15 protein-coding genes are annotated in these 20,445 nt (G+C 73.8%); 7 read left to right on the top strand and 8 right to left on the bottom strand.

Annotated features, from left to right (window positions below; genetic code table 11):
• Window positions 1-53: 53 nt before the first annotated feature.
• Both ACFRCG_RS36420 and ACFRCG_RS36415 read left to right on the top strand, forming a co-directional pair.
• A complete protein-coding gene (locus ACFRCG_RS36420; protein ID WP_379999878.1) occupies window positions 54-392 on the top strand; it encodes a PadR family transcriptional regulator in 339 nt (112 codons plus the stop codon).
• Window positions 389-961 carry a hypothetical protein gene (locus tag ACFRCG_RS36415; RefSeq protein WP_380039520.1) on the top strand — a complete coding sequence of 191 codons (573 nt, stop codon included), beginning with the start codon at window positions 389-391 and terminating at the stop codon, window positions 959-961. Before ACFRCG_RS36420 ends, ACFRCG_RS36415 begins: the two co-directional genes overlap by 4 nt.
• Before the next feature lie 23 nt (window positions 962-984).
• Here the strand turns inward: ACFRCG_RS36415 and ACFRCG_RS36410 are convergent, their stop codons facing one another.
• Window positions 985-2,949, bottom strand: a complete 1,965-nt coding sequence (locus tag ACFRCG_RS36410; RefSeq protein ID WP_380039518.1) for a BTAD domain-containing putative transcriptional regulator — start codon at window positions 2,947-2,949, stop codon at window positions 985-987.
• 188 nt (window positions 2,950-3,137) lie between these two features.
• Between ACFRCG_RS36410 and ACFRCG_RS36405 the strand changes: the two genes are divergently transcribed.
• The gene (locus ACFRCG_RS36405) at window positions 3,138-4,016 is read left to right on the top strand and encodes an alpha/beta fold hydrolase (protein WP_380039516.1); all 879 of its coding nucleotides are present in this window, start codon (window positions 3,138-3,140) and stop codon (window positions 4,014-4,016) included.
• 101 nt (window positions 4,017-4,117) lie between these two features.
• Here ACFRCG_RS36405 and ACFRCG_RS36400 read toward each other — a convergent pair whose 3' ends face one another.
• From ACFRCG_RS36400 to ACFRCG_RS36375, 6 genes are all read right to left on the bottom strand, one after another.
• Window positions 4,118-4,510, bottom strand: a complete 393-nt coding sequence (locus tag ACFRCG_RS36400) for a hypothetical protein (protein ID WP_380039514.1) — start codon at window positions 4,508-4,510, stop codon at window positions 4,118-4,120.
• Complete coding sequence (locus ACFRCG_RS36395; RefSeq protein ID WP_380039512.1) at window positions 4,510-4,911, bottom strand: hypothetical protein; 402 nt, start codon at window positions 4,909-4,911, stop codon at window positions 4,510-4,512. The genes ACFRCG_RS36400 and ACFRCG_RS36395 overlap by 1 nt, the downstream gene beginning before the upstream one ends.
• 136 nt (window positions 4,912-5,047) lie before the next feature.
• Window positions 5,048-8,194, bottom strand: coding sequence for an ATP-binding protein (locus tag ACFRCG_RS36390; protein WP_380039510.1), 3,147 nt, complete (start codon window positions 8,192-8,194; stop codon window positions 5,048-5,050).
• 141 nt (window positions 8,195-8,335) lie between these two features.
• Window positions 8,336-8,953: an acyltransferase gene (locus tag ACFRCG_RS36385; protein ID WP_380039508.1), complete on the bottom strand. Its 618-nt coding sequence runs from the start codon at window positions 8,951-8,953 to the stop codon at window positions 8,336-8,338.
• A 46-nt stretch (window positions 8,954-8,999) separates the two neighbouring features.
• Complete coding sequence (locus ACFRCG_RS36380) at window positions 9,000-10,532, bottom strand: glycosyltransferase (RefSeq protein ID WP_380039506.1); 1,533 nt, start codon at window positions 10,530-10,532, stop codon at window positions 9,000-9,002.
• Between the two features lie 222 nt (window positions 10,533-10,754).
• Complete coding sequence (locus ACFRCG_RS36375) at window positions 10,755-11,828, bottom strand: glycosyltransferase family 2 protein (RefSeq protein WP_380039504.1); 1,074 nt, start codon at window positions 11,826-11,828, stop codon at window positions 10,755-10,757.
• A 290-nt stretch (window positions 11,829-12,118) separates the two neighbouring features.
• Between ACFRCG_RS36375 and ACFRCG_RS36370 the strand changes: the two genes are divergently transcribed.
• From ACFRCG_RS36370 to ACFRCG_RS36355, 4 genes are all read left to right on the top strand, one after another.
• Window positions 12,119-13,645, top strand: coding sequence for an LCP family protein (locus tag ACFRCG_RS36370; RefSeq protein ID WP_380039502.1), 1,527 nt, complete (start codon window positions 12,119-12,121; stop codon window positions 13,643-13,645).
• Window positions 13,646-13,723: 78 nt separating this feature from the next.
• Window positions 13,724-15,100: an LCP family protein gene (locus tag ACFRCG_RS36365; RefSeq protein WP_380039500.1), complete on the top strand. Its 1,377-nt coding sequence runs from the start codon at window positions 13,724-13,726 to the stop codon at window positions 15,098-15,100.
• A gap of 152 nt (window positions 15,101-15,252) precedes the next feature.
• Window positions 15,253-17,085, top strand: a complete 1,833-nt coding sequence (locus ACFRCG_RS36360) for an HSP90 family protein (RefSeq protein WP_380039498.1) — start codon at window positions 15,253-15,255, stop codon at window positions 17,083-17,085.
• 10 nt (window positions 17,086-17,095) lie between these two features.
• Window positions 17,096-19,924 (top strand): tetratricopeptide repeat protein, encoded by a 2,829-nt coding sequence (locus ACFRCG_RS36355; RefSeq protein ID WP_380039496.1) that lies wholly within the window; start codon window positions 17,096-17,098, stop codon window positions 19,922-19,924.
• 45 nt (window positions 19,925-19,969) lie between these two features.
• Here ACFRCG_RS36355 and ACFRCG_RS36350 read toward each other — a convergent pair whose 3' ends face one another.
• A complete protein-coding gene (locus tag ACFRCG_RS36350; protein ID WP_380039494.1) occupies window positions 19,970-20,443 on the bottom strand; it encodes a DUF6299 family protein in 474 nt (157 codons plus the stop codon).
• Window positions 20,444-20,445 lie beyond the last annotated feature (2 nt).

Raw genomic sequence — 20,445 nt, 5'->3', positions numbered from 1 at the left:
CACCCCCCGGACGCCTCTTGCCGTTATATATCGCCGCGCGATATATAACGGTCATGAAGCCACTGAGAGAGCAGAGCTACCTCATCCTGCTCGCACTGGCCCCCGAGCCGCTGTACGGCTACGGAATCATCACCGCGGTCCGCGAACTCTCCGACGAGAGAGTCAAGTTGGGCGCGGGAACCCTGTACGGCGCGCTGGACCGGCTCGCCGGCGACGGCCTGGTCGCACTCGACCGCGAAGAGGTCGTCGGCGGCCGGTTCCGCCGCTACTACACGTTGACCGGCGAGGGCCGCCAAGCCCTCACCGCCGAGACCGCACGACTGGCGGAACTCGCCCACCGAGCCGCGCGCCGGCTCGGTACCCCACCCTTCGTCTTCAACCCGGCGGGATGATGAACGACACGTACGAGAGACACTGTCGCCTGCTGCTGCGCGCCTACCCACCCCGCTACCGGCTCGCCCGGGAGGCCGAACTCCTCGGCACCCTGCTCGACGCCGCCCCGCCCGGCGCGTCCCGGCCGTCGACGGGCGAGGCGTGGGACATCGTGCGCGGCGGGCTGCTGACCCGGCTGCGGGACCGCCCTCCACTGCACCACTGGCTCGCCTACCGCCTGTTCGCCAAGCGGGTGCCGGACCGCTACCGCATGTGGGTCCGGGACGACGCGCTCGGCCGTTTCCACTTCCTCCGCAGAAACCTCTGCGGCCATCTGGAGGGCATCGGCCTGCTCGTTCTCATGATGGTCCTGAGCGGACCCGGCCTCACCGCTCTCACGGATCCCGAACTCCTGCTCCCACCCCGAACCGGGCAGTGGGTCCTGCTCGCCGTACTCGTACTGGGGACCCTCAACCCCATGTATTCCAGGCGTTATCGCACGCGCACGCTGCACAAGCACCGCTTCGCCGCGGACGGAACCGACCTGCTGCCGCCACCGCCCCTGCCCGGCGTCCCGAGCGGGTCCTGACTCCCGAGGGCGCACGGTAGGGCTCAGCCGAGAGCATCGGCCAGGTCACGGAGGTGGTTCGCCACGGGGCCGACGGTCAGCAGACCACTCGTGGCGCCGGCCTCCTCGGCCGCCGCCGGCGTGAGGGCGGTGACGGCGCGCGCCATCACCGCCCGATCGCCCACCCCGATCGCCGCCCGCGCGGCCAGGCACCACAGCGCCTCGAACAGCAGGCCCGGCGGCGGATCCGGTACGTCCCGCAGGCGCTCCGCGGCCTCGCCCCGGGCGCCTCGGGCCAGCAGCACCAGCGGCCCGGCCCAGGGCTCGTGGGGACCCCAGTCGGTGCCGTCGTCGCATGGCGCGGGCCGGCCGTGCCGCAGCCGCAGGCACAACAACGCCAGGGGCAGCAGCCCGTGTTCGAGGCCCGGCATGCCGACCCCGGACAGCCGGTCGGCCGCGTCACGGTAGGCGGCCTCGACCTCGTCCGTCTCCTCCGCCGAGCCGGTCGCGGCCAGGCGCATGGCGCGGAACCATCGCGTGAACACCTTGGCCAGGGGCAGTTCGTGGCGGTCGGCCAACCGGTCCACCACCAGCGCGTGTTCCTCGGCCGCGGCGAAGTCGGCGAGCGCGGCGCGGCCCTGCATCCGGATCAGCCGGCCGAGGACCGAATAGGTGATCAGGCCGTGCCGCTCGGCGAGTTCGGTCAATTCCGCGCCGATCCGCTCGCGGCGCGGGGACAGGCCCGCCCGCTCGAACGACTGCATGTACACGCCGTTCAGGGCGAACGCCGACAGCGCCGGGTCGTCCAACCGCCGGGCGAGTTCCGCCGCCTCGCGGGCGGCCCGTGCGGCGCGCGGCGAGCGGGTACCCCGGGACTCCACCGCGATCGTGGCCGACAGCCGGGCTCGCGCGGCCTCGTGCTCGCCCGCCGGCAGCGCCGCGAGCGTACGCTCCGCCGCCGCGACCACGTGTGCCGCGTGCTCCGGGTCGTCGACGCGGGTCCAGATCGCCGGGACGTCGTACGCCCCGATCACCCGGGCGGTCAGCTCCGGATCGCCCAGGTCCTCGGCCGCCTCGATGGTCGCCGAGCGGTGCCGACGGGCCGCCGCCAGGCCGCCTCCGCCGCCCACGGCGAGGTCGCGCGCCAGGCTCACCGACGATGCCAACCGGGCCCGGGAGCCCGGGGCGAGCGTACGGTCGTACTCGGCCGCGACCTCCGCCCACACCCGCCCGGCCGGATCGATCGCGCCGAGCCGGTCGTCCTGGGCGAGGATGTCCGCCTCCAGCCGCCGCAACACCGGCCCGGGGTCCACCCCGAGCCGCTCGACCAACAACCGTCGGGCCCGGCGCAACACCGCGAGCGCGTCGCCCTGGCGCCCGTCCCGATAGAGCCCGAGCGCCAGCAGTCGCCAGCCCTCCTCGCGCCACGGATGCTCGGCCACGTGCCCGTCCAGCTCCGCCACCGCCCGCGCGGCCTGCCCCACGGCCAGCCTGGCCGCCCCCCGGCGCTCCACGGCGTGCAGCCGCAGCTCACCGAGCCGGGCCCGCTCGGCCCGGGCCCACCGCTCGCCGGCGAAATCGGCGTACGCGGGCCCGCGCCAGCACTCCAGCGCCGCCGTCAGCCGGGGCAGCGCCTCACTCGGGGGCAGCGCGTCGGCGGCGCCCAGCATGTGTTCGAAACGCCCGCCGTCGACCGCGTCCCGATCCGCGCGCAGCACATAGCCCGGCCCCGCCGTGACCAGCAACCGGCCCGGAGCACGCGGCGGCCGATCCGGTTCGACGGCCCGCCGCAGCGCGGACACGAACGTGCGTACCGCACCGACCGCGTCCTCGGGCGGATCCGCCCACAGGTCCTCGACCAGCCGGGCCACCGGCACCACGCGCCCCCGGTCCACGAGCAGCCGCGCGAGCACCGCGCGGTGCCGGGGTCCCTTCAGGGCGACGAGGTCGCCGGCGGCGTCCCAGGCGACCACGGGACCGAGCACCCCGAACGTGATGCCCGCCGCCATGACCAGCCCTTTCGTCCCTGCCGGAGTCCCGCTCCGGGCCCGCTCCGGGCCCGTTCCAGGCCCCGTTCCGGGCCCGCTCCGGGCCACGCTAGCGCGCGCTCATCCGATGCTCATCCGCTGCGGCGAGGGTGGGAGGCACCCCTTCGACGAGGACTCGACGAAGAAGACACGAGGAGAAGAGGCCACCCATGGCACCCGACACCGCCCCCGACCGCCACCACCGGATCACCGTCGCGGACGGGGTCGCCCTGCACGCCGCCGTCTCCGGCTCGGGCCCCGCGATCGTGCTCCTGCACGGCTTCCCGCAGACCCACCTGATGTGGCGGCACGTCGCCGCGGACCTGGCCGCCGACCACACCGTGATCCGCCCCGACCTGCGCGGCTACGGCGCCAGCGACAAGCCCGTCGACACCGACGGTACGACCTACGCCAAACGCACGATGGCCGCCGACGTGGTCGCGCTCGCCGCGGCCCTGGGGCACGAGCGGTTCGCGCTGGCCGGGCACGATCGCGGCGCGCTGGTGGCGTTCCGCGCCGGCCTGGACCACCCGGACCGGATCACCCATCTCGCCGCCCTCGACGTACTGCCCACCCTCGACATGTGGGACGTCATGCACGGGGTGACCGCGGCCGTGGGCTTCCACCTGTATCTGATGGCCCAGCCGCCGGGTCTGCCGGAGCGGATGATCGCGGCCGACCCGGACGCCTTCTTCGGCCACTTCCTGGACACCTGGACCCTCGACCGGGGGGCGATCCCCGCCGACGTCCGCGCCGCGTATCTGAAGGCATGCCGCGAGGCGGTGCCGTCCATCGTCGCCGACTGCCGGGCCTCGGCCGGGATCGACGTCGAGCACGACCGGGCGGACCTGGCGGCCGGCAACCGGCTGACGATGCCGGTTGCCGTGCTCCAGCAGGACTGGGGCGCGGCCCTCGGCTTCGACGCCGCCGCACTGTGGTCGGCCTGGGCGCCCGACCTGGCCCACACCACGGTCTCCACCGGGCACTTCATGGCGGAGGAGGCCCCCGCCGAGGTCGCCGCCGCGCTGCGGGCCCTCCTGCGGCGCTGAGAGCACGCGGGGCGGTCGGCGAGGCCGGCGGGGCGGCCCGGCCCGCACGGGAGCCCGCGGGAGCCCGCGACGGATCACCCTGCGCGCTCACGGCTCCACGCTCACGGCTCCAGCAGCGTCACCTCCTCCGCGTGCCGGCGCTGTTGCGCCTCGTCCCAGTCGCCGGTGCAGTAGACCGCGAGCCGGGCGATCGTGTCGTCCTCGACGTCGGCCCGGATCAACTCCCGGCAGTACCAGTGCTGTTCGTTCTGCTCCCAGCGCTCCTCGACCTCGATCACGAAGCCCGTCGGGGTCGGGTCGACCCGGTGGCGCGCGACGGTGCCCGGGGCCGGGTGTCCGCCCTTGCGCAGCGCGACCAGGTCCTCGATGCCTCGGGCCTGGAGCCGCCACTGCGGCAGGGTCAGGTCGCAGAAGGCGTCCGGGTCGAACAGGCCCTCCGGCGGAGTGCCGGTCTCCAGGAAGGTGATCAGGCAGGCCACGAGTTTGTCGTTCATCACCGCGCCTCCGACTTTTCGGCCTGCGCCGTCTTCGTCGCGGCCAGGTTGCGGCCGACGACGGCCATGGTCCGGGCCAGTGCCTCGGTGGGGCTGAACTCCACCAGTTCGGTGCCGGCGAAGATCAGCGGCAGGTGGCCCGGAGCGCCGTAGTAGGCGTCGCCGGCCCGGTAGACCTCGTCGTGGTCCGGGTAGCGGAAGACCACCTTTCCGGTGAGCACCACACCCCAGTGCGGGCTCTGACAGCGGTCGTCGGGCAGTCCGGCGAACAACGCCGCCGGGTCGACGTCGGCCTTGTGGGTCTCGAACCCGACGGTGTAGCCGTCCAGTTCGGCATAGCGGCCTTCGATCACCGGCTCGTCCAGGGTGAACGCGGCCTGTGCTTTCGAGATGCCGGGCACGATGTCCTCCTCGATCGGTTCCGATCCCCTCGTCCGGGGACCCCCGTACGGAGAAGGCGTGCGATCGGGCGGCACGATGTGCGATCGGACCTCACGACGATTGTCCCGCCGTTGTTTTGCCGTTGTTGTGCCGCGCTCACAGCCGCCATGTGACGGGCTGTTCCGGGTCGTACACGCACAGCGTGCCGGTGTGGATCGTGTTGGCCAGGTGTCGGCCGAGGCAGGGGTGGGCTCGGGCGATGCGGTCGATGGCGGCACGGATGCGGGCGGTGACCGCGGTTCGGGCCCGTTCGGCGGGCGAGCCGGCGCGGCGGACGCGGCCGCCGAGGCCGTATGCGGCGGACAACTGCCCGACCAGCGCGTCGTGTTCGACGGCGATCCGGGCCGAACGCTCCGCGTCGCCGGCCGCGTCCGCCTCGGCCGCCTCGCCCTCCAGCTCCCGCAGCCGTCGTCGATACGCGGAGCGTGCGGCGGCGTCGATCACCTCGCCGGTGTCGCCCGGGCGGTGCAGCGCGTCGTCGGCCCGCGCAGCGGCCTCGGCGCCGGGGCCGGCGGTGGTGGCCAGGTCGAGTGCGGGCACCGGCGTGCCCGGACGGGCCAGCAGTACGGCGAGGTCGTGCATGCCCTTGCTGTCGGGCAGCATCACCTCACGATCGGCGTAGACCAGCCGCCACAGGCGGTCCGAGCGGCGGAACACGTTCGACCGGTCCGCCGCGCCCGCCGCACCCGGCGCGACACCGGCCTCCCGGGCGATCCGGGCGACCAGCGGGGCCGCGCCGATGCCCCGGGCGGCGGCGAGGGCGGCGGCGAAGTGGCGTTCGGCGGCCGTGTTGTCGCCGAGCGCGGTCGCCAGCAGGCCGAGGTGTCGGTGTACCGGGCCCCGCACGGCGGCGCCGATGCCCTCGACCACGAACAGGTCCCGGTACGGCGACAGCCACTCGTACAACCGCCGGGCCAACGGGGTCGGGCCGACGAGCGCGATCGTCTCGGCGGCCTGGGCGAGCATCGGCAGCCACTCGCTGTCCCGGGGCGCGTCCGCGAGGAGCGGCCCGGCCGCCGCCAGTCGGCGTTCGGCCTGTTCGGTGTCGCCCAGCTGCGCGGCGACCAGCGCGAGGGTCACCTTGGCCCACGCGTCCGGGATCTCGTCGAGGCGTGGTTGCCCGGCGATCAGCTCCGCGATGGCCGTCCGGTCCGCCGACTCGGCCAGCAGACACCAGCGTTGGGTGGCCGCGAGCAGCGCGGCGTTGGCGCTGCCGGCCCGGCGGCCCAGCTCCTCCACCCGATCGACGCAGCGCGCGCAGTCGGCGAACCGGCCCTCCAGGAGCGCCCGCATGCCGCGCCACAGCGGGACGTACCAGGCGTAGAGCGGATGTCGCAGCGCACGTTCGGCGGCGCCGAAGGCCGGCATCTCGGCGTCCGCCTCGGCGACCCTGCCGAGTTCGAGCAGGGCCACCATCCGCAGCCGGCGGCCCAGGAGTTCGAGTGCGGGATCGGGCAACCGGCGGGCCGTGTCGATGATTTCGGCGGACCGGGCCAGCCGCTCGGCGCAGTACGCCGGGCCCGCGAGCGCGTCGCACTCCGCGGCGAGCGCGTAGCCCAGGCCGGCCGCGTCACCGCAGTCCCGCGCGAGGCGCACGGCATCCTCGGCGAGGGCCAGGCGGACGGGCTCGGGCTCGATCAGGGTGACCGCCACGGACAGGCGGGCGGTGACGGCGGCGAGCAGCTCGGGGTGCCCGACGAAATCCCCGGCACCGGACGCTGGTTCGGCTCGCCGGCCGGACAGCATCGTTCTCGCCTCGGTGAGCAGGTCGATCTGCGGGCGGTCGAGCAGGTCGACCTCGATGCCGGCCGGGCCGTTGCCGAGGCCGAGGGCGGCGTGCGCGAGCAGGTCGGCGCGCCCGTGCCGGCGGGCCAGGTCGGCGGCACGCAGGAAGTCGGCTCGTGCCGCCGCGCGTTCGCCCATGCCCAGGCGGGCCGCGCCCAGTTCGATCAGCACCTCGGCGAGCGGGGCGTCCGCCGCGCCGACCGTTCCCAGGGCCGCGACGCATCGTTCGTACCACTGGGCGGCGTCCTCGTACGCGCAGACGCCCGCCGCCTCGTCCCCGGCCCGGCGGGCGTACCCGGCCGCCGCCTCGGCGTGTTCCGGGCCGGCGCGCAGCAGGTGGTGGGCGACCCGGGCGGGTCCGACGTCCCGACCCCGGGCGGCGAATTCGGCCAGTACCTCCCCCGCCCGCTCGTGCCACGCGACCCGCTCCGCCGGGGACAACGCCTCGTACGTCGCCTCCCGCATCAGCTCGTGCCGGAACGCGCCGGACCCGGCCTCGACGAGGGCGAGCAGCCCGGCCGCCGTCGCCTCGGCGAGGACCGTACGCACCTCGCCCAACGGCACCCGCGCGACCTCGGCGAGCGCGTCGAGCCCGAAATCCGCGCCGAGCGCCGCCGCCGCGCCCAGGACGCGTGCGCACTCCGGCGGCAGCTCCGCCAACCGGACACCGACCGCGTCCCGGACCGAGGTGGGTACCGGTCCGGGGGCGCGGTGGCGCAGCAGCTCGGTGACGAAGAAGGCGTCCCCGCCGGAGCGGGTGTGCAGCGTCCGGACCGCGACCGGGTCGGGCCGTCCGCCGTCGGCGGCCTCGACGAGCGCGCGCACGTCGGGCTCGGTGAGCGGCCCCAGCGGCAGGCAGCGCGCGGTGCGCAGGAGTGCCGAGCGGGCCGCCGACCGCCCGCGCCAGGATGCCTCGTCCTCCCGCAGGGTCACCAGCAGGAGCGCCGTCGTCGTGCGCAGGCTCGGCGCCAGGTCCGGGAGGAGGCGGACCGAGGAGGCGTCGGCCTCGTGGACGTCGTCGACGATCAGGAGGAGTGGGGCGCTCGCGGCGCCCGTTCGGATCAGCCGGGCGACATCCCCGGCCAGCCGGAACCGGGCCGCCTCGGGTGCGCTCCCGTGCGCGCCGCGGGTATCGCCTCCCGTGCGGCCGGACACCAGTGCGCGCAGGGCCGGCAGCGTCGCGGCCAGGCGGGCACCCGCCGCGTCGCCCGTGACCAGCTCCCGAGCCACCGCCGACCACGGGCGCAACGGGGCGGAGGCCGTCTCGGGCGGACAGCTCACCCACAGGACCCGGAACCCCCGCGCCCGCCGTGCGACCTCCTCGGCGGTCCTGGTCTTGCCCGCCCCCGCCGCCCCGGTCAGCGCGACCACACCGCCGCGGCCTGTGCGGGCATCGGCCAGCGCCGAGTCCACCTCGGCCAACACCTCGGTGCGTCCGACGAAGGGAAAGCCGGCCATGCTCAGTCCTCCCACCCCTCACCGGGGGCCGGGTCCCAAAAGACCGAGGCCGCGCGTGCTGGTCTCACCACCCCAGCGTGAGATACCCGCACGAACCGGACAATCACCCTGCTCCGGTCGCGGCATGTCGCCCGCTTCGACTCAGGTTCGCGCGGGCTCCGTCGCCGTCGCGGTCGCCGCCGGCGTCAGCTCGCCGTCCCGCTCCGTGAACAGGTCGCCCGTCTCCGGGCAGCGCCACGAACCGTCGCCGGTCGGGGTCAGCGGCACACCCGCGCGGCCCACCCACTTGATGCGGCGGGCCGGTACGCCGGCCATCAGGGCGTAGTCGGGGACGTCGCGGTGGACCACGGCGCCCGCCGCGATCAGGGCCCAGCGGCCGATCGTGACGCCCGCGACGACCACACTCCTGGCGCCCACGGCGGCGCCCTGACGGACCGTCACGCCCTGTGCGTGCCAGTCCTGTTCGCCCTTGATCCGGCCGTCGGGGGTGACCGCGCGCGGATAGAGGTCGTTGGTCAGCACCACCGCCGGGCCGATGAAGACGCCGTCCTCCAGGACGGCCGGCTCGTATACCAGCGCGTGGTTTTGCACCTTGACGTTGGCCCCGACGCGCACCGCGGGGCCGATGTACGCGCCGCGCCCGATCACGCAGTTCGGGCCCAGGACGGCGTCCTCCCGGATCTGGGCGAGGTGCCACACACGGGTGCCCTCGCCGATGCTCGCCGACTCGTCCACGTCCGCGCTCGGGTCGATTGCCATTCCCGAACGCTATAGCCCGCCCGGGTCGCCGCGCCCGGGAACGGGCTCACTCGGCCGCGACGCCCAGGAAATCGGCGAGGATCCGGGCCGAGCGCCGGCCGTCGTGGTGTTCGGCCACGTAGGCCGGTCCCCGCGCGGCCACCTCGCGCGCCGCGTCGGGCTCGGCGGCGATCTCCTCCAGGACCTCGGCGAGCGAGTCGGGGTCGGCGGCGCGGATCGGCAGGTCGGCCGGCAGGTGCGCGGTCGCCGACTCGTGGAGGTAGCAGATCGTCAGTCGGCCGGCGGCCATGCCCTGACACGACGTCATCCCGTAGGAGCCGCAGGCGAATTGGTCGAGCACGATGTCGGCGTCGGCGAACAGTGCCGGGAGTTCGGCGGCGGGCCGGTTCAGGATTCGGCGGTATTCGATCAGGCCGATGTCGTGCAGTCGGTGCAGTGTCGGCTCGATCCGCGCGGTGCCGCGCAGGAAGGGGCCGGCCATCACGTGCACCACGACCGGCCGTTCGCGGGTGAGCACCGGAGTCTCCGTGTGCCAGTCCGCCGGGTCGAGCGCGGCGGGCAGCCACACCGCGTCCGGCACGTCGGCGATCAGGTCGGGCGTGGCCACGAACGTCGGCACCTCCAGGCCGCGCAGGATCGGCAACAGCCGGTCCACCTTGGCCTGGAGCGCGTGGGTCAGCTCGTAGCGCGGGTCGAACGGGGAGAACTCGACGCGGGCCCGGTGCGCCGCCGGGTCGCGCACCTCCGAGCCGTACAGCACCAGCCCGAGCGCGATCCCGGCCGCGCGCAACTCGGCCAGGTCGGTGTCCACCCAGGAGCCGCCGAGCCGGCCGAACGCGGGCATCCCGCACTCGGCGAGCACATGCGTATAGCGGTCCAGGACCTCGGCGAGCCGGCCCAGCTGCCAGCGGGTGGACAACCAGTCGTCGGTGCCGATCGCCCGATCGGTGGGGTGACCGAGGGTGTTCGCCGAGGCGAGCGCGGCCGACTCGGCGCGCACCCCGGGCAGGTGCCGCTCCACCGCGCGGGCCCAGGCGTGGCCCTGCCCGGCGGTGTTGGTCGGCCCGATCCCGAGCACGGGGGAGGGCGTCGGGGCCGGCACCGCGTCGGCCGCGAACGCGCGCACGTACGGCTCGTACGCCCGGGCGCAGCGCGCCGCCCACGCCGTCGCGTCGCGCTCGACCTCGGCGCGGTGCCGGTTGCGGATCGCGTCCAGGTCGCGCTGGGCCATCATCCGGCGCAGGCCGCGGATCACCCCGCCGCCGTCCAGCGCCTCGACCGCGGCCCGTGCCGCGGCCAGTTCGGCGGTCCGGGCCGGGTCGACCGGCACCCGCAGCGACCGCACCACACCGGTCTCGGAGACCTCGACGGAGGTGGTCACCGCGACCGTCTCGGCCGGTGCCACGTGCAGCGTGTACATGCCCTCGACCGGATCGTGCGGCATCTGCGCGCCCGCGTCCGTGTGGGTGACGACGACCCGTCGCAGCCGCTCGGGTGGGGTGAATCCACGGTCCTCCGCGGCCCGCCGGGCATCCGGAATCGCCACACCCGCGGCCACAGCCGAGTCCCTGTCGCTCATCGCCGTCGTCTCCCAAGGCCGTGCCGACTGTTCACAGACTGTCACCGGGGACGAGCGGTGACCAGCGCCGCCACGTTACTTGGCTTTACCGAAAGGACCCGGTTTCCACCGGGGGGCACGGCGCGTCGGATCGGGAGGCGGGCGCACCGCGCGCACGGATACGCGTCGGCCCGGGCCGCACACACGGGCGACCCGGGCCGACGCGACGTGCGCGGGGTGTCCTCAGTCGGACTCCCCGGCGCCTCGTTCCGTACCCGCCTCGACCCGCTCGGCCAGGCTCTTCGGGCTGGTCAAAAAGCCCGCGCCCCACGACCCGTGCATCGTCGCGAGTACCCCGGGCAGCCGGACCAGCGCGTTCGGGCGCAGGTCGCGGCCCTCCCACGCGGCGCCGGCGAGGATGCCCATCGCGTACCCGCCCGGCACCAGCCAGCCGACCTTGCGCCCGGACAGGCCCACCACGGTCCCGGCGGCCACCGCGGCGAGCGCGGCCGGCGGGGCCAGGTAGCGCAGGTTGACCGAACCCTCGTGATGGCGGGTGACCACCCGACGCCAACGGCCGTAATGGAAGTACTGCTTCGCCAGCGCCTTGGTGGTCGGCCGGGGCCGATACGAGACCTCCAACTCGGGGGAGAACCAGATCAGATAGCCGGCCTGCCGGATCCGATAGTTCAGCTCCCAGTCCTGGGCCCGCTCGAACTCCTCGTTGTAGCCGCCCAGTTCCTCCAGCACCTCACGGCGGAAGACGCCGAGGTAGACGGTGTCGGAGGGACCCGCGCCGCCGCCGGTGTGGAAGCGCGCGTTGCCGACGCCGAGCTTGGAGGTCATCGCCCGCGCGACGGCCTCCTCGTACGGCGTGGTGCCCTCGGCGTGCATCAGCCCGCCGACGTTGGCCGCGCCGGTCTCGGCGAGCAGTCGCACGGCGGTGGAGATGTAGCCGGGCGGCAGGATCCCGTGGCCGTCCACCCGCACGATCACGGGGTGGCTCGACGCACGGATCGCGGCGTTGAGCGCACTGGGGGTGCGGCCGGAGGGGTTGGGCACGGTGCGCACGCGGGAGTCGTTCGCGACCAGTCGGGCGGCGATGGCGTCGGTGTCGTCCGTGGACGGACCGAGCGCGATCACCACCTCGATGTCGCCGAGGTAGTCCTGGGCGAGCACCCGCCCGACGGCCTCCTCGAGGTGTCGGGACTCGTTGAGCACCGGCATGATCACGGAGACGGGCGGTTTTTCGGGAAGCGGCTCCACCCGGCGAGCAGGAGGCTCGGGCGTGGCGGGCTCGTCGGCGGTGTGATTCATCGCCTCGGAGCGTACTGCGAACGGCCCCCTCGCCGGGCATCGACCGGGTGAGTGAGCAGGGATCGAGCGAACGACGGCCGGGTGGGAAGCGGGCGCCGACCGTCGGCGTGCCGCTGCGGTTCGCCCCCCGTCCCGCTTTACGGTGGTTCGACGCCCACCGCAACCGTGGCCGGACGACGAGGCGTCCTTCGGGTGTAAGCGGGTACGGATGCACATCCGCACGGCGCGCGCGACGGCGCGCAACGGAACGGCGGGACGAGATCGGTCCGCGAGGAGGGACACCGCACCCCATGGCGACAACCGGCGGCCGATCCTCGGCGAGAAGCCCCCAGGGCGACCGGAACGGGCAGCGCGTCGGCCGCAACTGGCTGGTGCTGCTCACCGGCGCGCTGGCCGCGGCGATCCTGGCCACCAGCGGCATCGGCTGGGCCTGGGTGAAGCACTTCGACGGGAAGATCCAACGGATAGACCCGTTCAAGGGTCTGACGGACCGTCCGGACACGGGATCCGGCAAGGACCTGAACTTCCTGATCGTCGGCTCCGACAATCGCGAGGGCATCCCCAGGGAGACGCTGAACAAGCTGCACGCGGGCGGCGAGTCCTGCGACTGCACCGACACGATCATGATCGTGCACCTCAACGGCAAGCGGGACCGGGCCACCATCACCAGCCTGCCGCGCGACAGCTACGTGGACTTCCCCGCGCACAAGGACAAGACCACCGGGCAGCAGCGGGGCCCGTCCAAGGGCAAGATCAACGCCGCGTACACCCTCGGCGGCCCGTCGCTGACCGTGGCCACCGTGGAGAAGGCCACCGGGATCCGGATCGACCACTACATCGAGGTCAACTTCGTCTCCTTCGTCAGCGTCGTGGACACCCTCGGCGGCATCGAGATGTGTACGCCCAAGGCGCTGCGCGACCCCAAGTCGGGCCTGGACCTGCCCGCCGGCACCAGCAAGCTGGACGGGGTCAAGGCGCTGCAGTTCGTCCGTGCCCGCTACATCGCCAGCGACCCGACCGGTGACATCGGCCGCACCCAGCGCCAGCAGAAGTTCATCACCCAGGTGCTCGCGAAGGCGACCTCCTCCGGCACGCTGACCGACCCGCTCAAGCTCAAGAACGTGCTGGACGCGGTGCTCGGGTCGATCAAGGTGGACGAGGGGATGAGCTCGCAGTCCTTCCTGGAACTGGGCACCAAGATGCGCAACCTGTCCAACTCGGGCGTGACCTACGCCCAGGTGCCGCTCAAGAGCATCGACCACCAGGTCCCGGAGTGGGGCTCGACGGTGTTGTGGGACGACGCCAAGGCCCCCGGCCTGTTCCGGGCGATCCGCGAGGACAAGGACCTGATCGCGCCGCCGGAGAAGAAGGCCGACGGGCCGAGCCCGAGCACCGCCGCCGCGCCCTCGCCGGTGTCGGTGGAGGTGGCGCCGGGCGACATCTCGGTGCAGGTGTACAACGGCACGCCGACCACGGGCGCGGCCACCCGTGCGTACGACGACCTCAAGGGCGCGGGCTTCGCCATGGCCGGTCTGCCGCGCGGCTCCAACGCCTCGGACGGGACGCGCACGATCATCCGCTACGACCCCAAGTGGAACCGCTCGGTCAAGACGGTGCAGGCCGCGCTGCCGGGCGCGACCTCGGAGCAGGTCACCGGCCTGGGCCGGACGATCGAGGTGATCGTGGGCTCGTCGTATCCGGGCCTGACCCCGGTTCGGGTCGGCGGCACCGACACCGAGGCGCCCTCGACCGACCCGGCATCGCCGGGTCCGGCATACTCTGCCAAATCCGGCGATGAGGTCTCATGTAAGAAGTGAGCATCAAGTGTGGAACAGATGGTCGCCGAGTTCGGCATTCGGTTGCCTCGGGGCTGATCGAGTGACAGCTTCGGGGGCATGAACACGTGGCCGCCGGGGTGGGCGGATGGCGACCAGCAGCCGCAGCAGCCTCCCCCGGGAACGATTCCGAGCCGCCCCGGCCAGAACGCCGCGGGCGGCTATCCACCGCCGCCGGCGCGGAGCCCGAGCGGATACCCGCCGCCGCCCCGGACTCCCGACGGCTACCCGCGCCCGCAATCCGGCGCGGCCGGGCCGGGCGGCGTGCCGCCGGTGCAGGGGCCGCCCGGCGCGGACGACTACCCGCCCCAGCCGTCGTACGCCGACGCGAACGCCGCCCCGCCCGGGCCGCCGCAGCGCGCTCCGGGCGAGCCGGGCGGACCGGGTGGTCCGGACGGCCCCGGTGGTCCCGACGGCCCGGCCGGCCCGCCCGCGCGCCCCCGGCGTCCGGTCAACATCAAGAAGCGCATCCTCATCGGGGTCGGCGTCTTCCTCGCGCTCGTGCTCACGTTCGGCGTGGTGACCTACTTCTGGGCCGACTCGAAGATCCGGCACGAGGACGTGCTGGACAACTACGCGGGCCGACCCAAGGGCATCGAGGGCACCACGTGGCTGATCGTCGGCTCGGACAGCCGCGAGGGTCTGGACGCGACCGACCGCAAGAAGCTGCACACCGGCAAGGCCCCGGGCAAGCGCACCGACTCGATGATGCTGCTGCACAAGGGCAAGGGCGGCACCGCGCTGATCAGCCTGCCACGCGACTCGTACGTGGACATCCCCGCGTTCAGCAAGAACGGCAAGACGGTCAAGGCGCAGAAGAACAAGCTGAACGCGGCCTTCGAGAAGGGCGGCGCGCCGCTGCTCGCCCGCACCGTGGAGATGGCCACCGGCATTCGGCTCGACCACTACGCGGAGATCGGGTTCGGCGGGTTCAACAACATCGTCAACGCGATGGACGGTGTGGACATCTGCCTCAAGGGGCCGATCAAGGACCCGAAGTCCGGGGCGAACCTGGAGGCCGGCTGCCAGACGCTGAACGGCGAGCAGTCGCTGGCCTTCGTACGCTCGCGCTACTACGACCCGGCGCGCTCCGACCTGGCCCGGATGGAGAACCAGCAGATGTTCCTCAGCGCGCTGGCCAAGAAGGCCAAGTCGGCGGGGATCCTGCTCAACCCGTTCAGCGCCTTCCCGGTCGCCGACGCCTCGCTGAGCGCGGTGACGGTGGACGACGACGCGGGCCTGTTCGACCTGTACGACCTGTTCAAGGACATGGGCAGCCTGTCCGGCGGCAAGGGCGTCACCACCACGGTGCCGATCGCCAACCCCGGCCACATGGTCAAGGACATCGGCTCGACCGTGTTGTGGGACGACAAGGGCGCCAAGGCGCTGTTCCAGGCGCTGCGCGACGGACGCACGGTGGACGCGACCAAGAACTGACCCGGGGACGGGGCACCGGATCGTGGTGCCCCGTCCCGCCCGTGGTGACTGATGGTCGACAAGTGACTCGCCGCCTGTCCCCGTCGTTTCGTACCATCGGCACTCGGCCGGGATGTCGGCCGGCGACCCTGCCCCGAGGTGACTGACTCCGCATGAACGACGCCGCGATATCCGACGCAGACCACACCTTCCAGGTCGATCTGCGGGGTCTGGTCGACCTGTTGTCGCACCACCTCTACTCCAGCCCCCGGGTATACCTGCGCGAGTTGCTGCAGAACGGCGTCGACGCGGTCACCGCGCGGCGGGCCGTCGATCCGCAGGCCGAGGCGGCGATCACCATCACGGTCGCCGACGGCGGGCTGCGCGTGGCCGACACGGGGGTCGGGCTGACCGAGGCCGACGTGCACCGCTTCCTGGCCACCATCGGCCGCAGCTCCAAGCGCGACGCGCTGGAGAGCGCGCGGCGCGACTACATCGGCCAGTTCGGCATCGGCCTGCTCGCCTGCTTCGTGGTGGCCGACGAGATCACCGTGGTGACCCGCTCGGCGCTGACCGACGCGCCGCCGGTGGAGTGGAAGGCGGGCGCCGACGGCCGCTACACGGTGCGCACCCTGGACCCGGGCGCACACGAAGTGCCGGGCACCACCGTGTTCCTGACCCCGCGTCGGGGCAGCGAGGCGTGGTTCGCCCCCGAGCGGGTGATCGAACTGGCCCGCGACTTCGGCGCGTTGCTGCCGTACCGGGTCACCGTGGTGGCCGGCGGCGAGCACACCCCGATCACCGACACCCCTGCGGTGTGGGACCGGCCGTACCCGACGGTGGGTCTGCGGCGGGCCGCGCTGACCGCCTACTGCGAGAGCCGGCTCGGCTTCACCCCGCTGGACGTGATCGACCTCGACGTACCGCTCGCGGGGGTGCGCGGCGCCGCGTTCGTCCTGCCGGAGGCGGTCAGTCCGGCGATGCGCGGCAAGCACCGCGTGCATCTCAAGGGCATGTTGCTCACCGAGAACGCCGACGGGCTGCTGCCCGACTGGGCGTTCTTCGTGCGCTGCGTGGTGGACACCGACACACTGCGGCCCACCGCGTCGCGGGAGAGCCTGTACGACGACGAGTCGCTGGCCGGGGTGCGCGACGCGCTCGGCGGGCACATCCGGGACTGGCTCGCGGACCTGGCCGCGCACGACCAGCCGCGCCTGGCCCGGTTCCTGAGTGTGCATCACCTCGGCGTCAAGGCACTGGCCCGGCACGACGACGAACTGCTGCGCCTGGTGCTGCCGTGGTTGCCGTTCGAGACCACCGACGGGCGGATCGCGCTGGACGAGTTCGCCCGCCGGCACCCGGTCGTGCACGTGACCTCGACGGTCGAGGAGTATCGGCAGGTCGCGCCGATCGCGGCGGCGGCCGGCCTCGGCGTGGTCAACGGCGGCTACACCTACGACCTGGACCTGGTGTACCGGCTCGCGGAGATCCGGCCGGGCACCACCGTCGCCGAACTCGACCCGGACACGGTCACCGCGCACCTGGACGCGGTCGACCCGGCCGTGGAACTGGGCGCGGCGAGCTTCCTCGCGCACGCGCGGGCCGCGCTGGACCCGCTCGCGTGCGACCTGTCGCTGCGCACGTTCCAGCCGGTGACCGTGCCCGCGCTGCTGCTGGACGGACGCGACGCGCGCGGGGAGCGGGGTCGGGCGGAGGCCGAGCAGGACGCGGCCGGGCGCGGCGACGACCTGTGGTCGGGGATCCTCGGCTCGCTGCGCGACCAGGGCCCGCGCGCGCAGCTCGTGCTCAACCACCTCAACCCGCTGGTCCGCCGGATCGCCGGTCTGGCGGATCCGGAACTGGCCCGGGCCGCGGTCGAAGGGCTCTACGGCCAGGCCCTGTTGCTCAGCCACCGTCCGCTCACCTCGGCCGAGACCGGCCTGCTCGGCCGATCCTTCCTCGGCCTGCTCGAGCGCGCCGTCCACCAGCCGAACCCCGCCGAATAGGAACCCTGTGATGGAAATCCGTGACGACGCCGGGTTCTTCGCTGCCCTGGACGCGAACGAGGAACAGCCCTACGGCAAGGCCCGCACCGCCCGCGCCGAGGAACTGGTCACCGTCGCCGAGCGTATGGGCAACGACGAGAACCTCGCCTGGGCGCTGCTGCGGCTGATCACCGCGTACAACTACGGCGGCGAGTCGCCGCGCACCCCGGTGCCGCTGTCCCGGCTGCTCAAGCTGTGGGACGAGCACCCGGAGGGCTTCGACGAGCAGTTGACGCACCACCTGTTCTGGGATCTGAAGTGGATCACCAGTTCGCTGCTCTCGGTGCCCGAGGTGCCGCTGACCGCGATCCGCGGCTACCTCGCCGACATGGAACGCCGTTACCGCACGGCCGGACACAGCCTGCGGCCGGTGCACCAGAGCCGGTTCTACCTGGCCCGGCACATCGGCGCCGACGCGGAGACCACCGAGGCGTTCGAGGCGTGGCTGGCGGCGGACCGGGACCGGCTGGCCGACTGCGACGCGTGCGAACGGCGCGAGCAGGCCCGCTGGTTGATCGCGCAGGGCCGGGACGCGGACGCGCTGGAACTGCTCGCGCCGACCCTGGACGGGGCGCTCACCTGCGCGGAGGAGCCGCAGGTCTCGCTGGCCACGTCCATGTTGCCGCTGGTGCGCGAGGGCAGCCCGGACCGGGCCCGGGCGCACCACCTGCGCGGCTACCGGTCGGTGCGGGGCAAGGTGAGCACGTACGCGGCGGTCGCCGAGCACATCGAGTTCTGCGCGCTGACCGGCAACGAGGGGCGCGGGATCGAGATCCTGGCCGAGCACCGGGCCTGGCTGGCGCGTCCGCAGAGCGATCCGTCGGACCACTCCGACTTCCTGGCCGGCGTCGCGGTGCTGCTGAGGCGCCTGGTCGCGGTGGGCGGGCCGGAGCTGGTGGTGTTCGAGGACACCACCGCCGGCGGGCTGGGCGAGACGGTCGAGCGGGAGCTGTTCGAGATCGCCGCGCGCTTCGACGCGCGCAACGGGAACGACGCGGTGAGTTCGCGGGTGCGGCGCCGGTTGGCGGCGGCCCCGGTGGCGGATTCGCTCCCGCTGGGCCTGCGTTCGGTCCGGGTGGCGACGCGGACTGCCGCTGCCTCGGCGGCGCCCGCGGTGTCCGGGCGGGATGTTGCGGAACTGCTCTCCTACGCACGCGAGTTGGATGAGCAGGGGCATCCTCGGGCGGAGGCCGCGTGGCGGGACTACGCGGAGTCGGCGCGGGCGCGGGGGCAGGACGTGGAGCCGTTCGCGCTTGCCGCGATCACCGAGGCGGACGGCATCGAGCTGGTCGAGGAGGGCGAGTTCGCGGCCGGCGCCGCGGCGCTCGACCGGGCCGCGGCCGGCTATCGGGCGGCGGACGCGGCGGGGCGGGCGGTGGGCGCCGAGGTGCGGCTCGCGATGGCCCGGTTCCGCGCCGACGAGCCGGACGCGCTCGCGTTGTTCGAGGCGGCGCGGGTCGAGGCCGCCGCGTTCCTGCCGCATGACGCGGCGCCGCTCGCGCTGGTCCTGCACCACCGCGCGATCGTGGCGTTGGCGAGCGAGGCAGAGGACGTGGACGCGATCCTGACCGAGCTGCACGACCTGGGCCGCGACCACGGGCTGCGGCACCGCCAGTCGGCCGCCCTGCACATCCGGGCCGAGCGGGCGCTGCAGGACGACCGGACGGCGGACGCCGAGGCCGACCTGAGCGCGGCCATCACGCTGTGCCGGGAGGCCGAGCGGCCATGGCTGGCCTGCCGGCCGCTGTTCCTGCGCAGCCAGGTGCGGATGCGGATCGCCGACCCGGCGGCGGCCGAGGCGGACATGCGGGCCGCGCTGGAGACGGCCGCGTTCTACACCGAGCCGCAGTTCCCGGTGGGACACGCGCTGACCATGCTGGCCAACGCGATCGGGGCGCAGAACCGGCCCGAGGACGCGCTGCCGTTCGCGTTGGAGGCCGCGCACGTCTTCGACGACGAGGGCGACCCGGAGATGGCCGCGGCCTGCCGACGGGGCGCGGTGGGCATGTTGTTCGGCCTGGGGCGGGACGCGGAGGCCGCGGCGATCCTGGAGGAGTTGCTTCCGGAGGTCGAGGAGCACCACGGCCCCGAACACGCGATGCAGGAACGCTGGGCGCTCGGGTTGTGCCTGCGCCGACTCGGCGACACCCGGGAGGCGGCCCGGCACCTGGCGATGGCGGCGGAGACCGCGGTGAAGGTGGCCGACCGGGCGACCCAGGCGGAGCTGGCGGTGGCCGCGGCGCACGCGCTCGACGACGCGGGGATGGCGCCGCAGGCGCAGGCGGCGTTCGGGCGGGCGATCGAACTGCTGCGCGCCGAGGGGGATGTGCGCGAGACGGTCCGGGCGCTGCGGGCGAAGGCGTGGAACATCGCGAGCAGCACCGACCGGGAGGACCCGTCGGGGGTGGACCGGGCGGTGGCGCTGTTCGCCGAGGCGCTGCGGGAACTGGCGGGCGCCGAGAGCGGTGCGGGGGTGGTGGACGACGAGGCGACGATGCTCGCGGTCGAGCGGGCGGGTACGCACCACCAACTCGCCCACCTGCTGGCCCGTGCCGACCGGCTGCACCCCGCGCGAGCGGCGGCGGACAAGGCGGCGACGGCGTATGCGGCGGTGCTGCCGGAGGAGGCCGACGGCTACCTGGACGCGGTGCAACTGGCCGCGCGCATCGAGGCGTTCGGTCTGGACGAGCGGCCGGCGGCGCTGACCCGGTTGGACGCGGCGTTGAAGGTGTGCGCGACGAGCGGGGTCACGGCGGTGGAGGAACTGACGCAGCTGCGCGAGGAGTTGGACCGGGCCTGAGCCCGGAGGAGCCCGGCCGGGCGGAATGCCCGGCCGGGCGTGGGGTCAGGCGCGGGTGATCGTCACGTCGCGCGCGCTCTGCGCGAGGATGTTCGGCGCCACCGGGACCACACCTTCGCCGGGCAGGAGTTCGAGCAGCGTCGCGTCGCCGCGCGCGGGACCGGGTACGAAGTCGAGCGGAGACCGCGCGGAGCTGCGCCAGTCGTGCGTCAGACCGTCGCACGTGGCGGCGCTGCCACCGACCGAGAAGTGCAGGCCGGCCTGGCTGACGTTGCCGCCGACCAACACGGTCCCGGCGTGGTCGGCCGAGCAGCGGTAGGTGCCGGAGATCGTGACGGTGCCGTCGGCCGTCATCCACACGGTGGGGTCGAGCGAAACCTCGTCGCCCGCGACCGGGCGCTGCCGCACCTGCGGCTGTGCCTGTGCCTGTGCCTGTGCGGCAACGGGGACGAACACGAGTGCGAGCCCGGCGAATCCGACGGACAGGGCCATGGCCGTACGGCCGGAACTGATCATCATGC

The organism is Embleya sp. NPDC056575 (genome assembly GCF_042793325.1).
GTDB lineage: Bacteria > Actinomycetota > Actinomycetes > Streptomycetales > Streptomycetaceae > Embleya.
Note: the sequence above shows the minus strand (reverse complement) of the source record. Positions and strands in the feature narration are given on the sequence as shown.

What these genes read in the sequence shown, in the direction of transcription:
- ACFRCG_RS36420 (WP_379999878.1), top strand. Translation starts at nt 54, where the DNA reads ATGAAGCCACTGAGAGAGCAGAGCTACCTCATCCTGCTCGCACTGGCC.
- ACFRCG_RS36415 (WP_380039520.1), top strand. Translation starts at nt 389, where the DNA reads ATGATGAACGACACGTACGAGAGACACTGTCGCCTGCTGCTGCGCGCC.
- ACFRCG_RS36410 (WP_380039518.1), bottom strand. Translation starts at nt 2,949, where the DNA reads ATGGCGGCGGGCATCACGTTCGGGGTGCTCGGTCCCGTGGTCGCCTGG.
- ACFRCG_RS36405 (WP_380039516.1), top strand. Translation starts at nt 3,138, where the DNA reads ATGGCACCCGACACCGCCCCCGACCGCCACCACCGGATCACCGTCGCG.
- ACFRCG_RS36400 (WP_380039514.1), bottom strand. Translation starts at nt 4,510, where the DNA reads ATGAACGACAAACTCGTGGCCTGCCTGATCACCTTCCTGGAGACCGGC.
- ACFRCG_RS36390 (WP_380039510.1), bottom strand. Translation starts at nt 8,194, where the DNA reads ATGGCCGGCTTTCCCTTCGTCGGACGCACCGAGGTGTTGGCCGAGGTG.
- ACFRCG_RS36385 (WP_380039508.1), bottom strand. Translation starts at nt 8,953, where the DNA reads ATGGCAATCGACCCGAGCGCGGACGTGGACGAGTCGGCGAGCATCGGC.
- ACFRCG_RS36380 (WP_380039506.1), bottom strand. Translation starts at nt 10,532, where the DNA reads ATGAGCGACAGGGACTCGGCTGTGGCCGCGGGTGTGGCGATTCCGGAT.
- ACFRCG_RS36375 (WP_380039504.1), bottom strand. Translation starts at nt 11,828, where the DNA reads ATGAATCACACCGCCGACGAGCCCGCCACGCCCGAGCCTCCTGCTCGC.
- ACFRCG_RS36370 (WP_380039502.1), top strand. Translation starts at nt 12,119, where the DNA reads ATGGCGACAACCGGCGGCCGATCCTCGGCGAGAAGCCCCCAGGGCGAC.
- ACFRCG_RS36365 (WP_380039500.1), top strand. Translation starts at nt 13,724, where the DNA reads ATGAACACGTGGCCGCCGGGGTGGGCGGATGGCGACCAGCAGCCGCAG.
- ACFRCG_RS36360 (WP_380039498.1), top strand. Translation starts at nt 15,253, where the DNA reads ATGAACGACGCCGCGATATCCGACGCAGACCACACCTTCCAGGTCGAT.
- ACFRCG_RS36355 (WP_380039496.1), top strand. Translation starts at nt 17,096, where the DNA reads ATGGAAATCCGTGACGACGCCGGGTTCTTCGCTGCCCTGGACGCGAAC.
- ACFRCG_RS36350 (WP_380039494.1), bottom strand. Translation starts at nt 20,443, where the DNA reads ATGATGATCAGTTCCGGCCGTACGGCCATGGCCCTGTCCGTCGGATTC.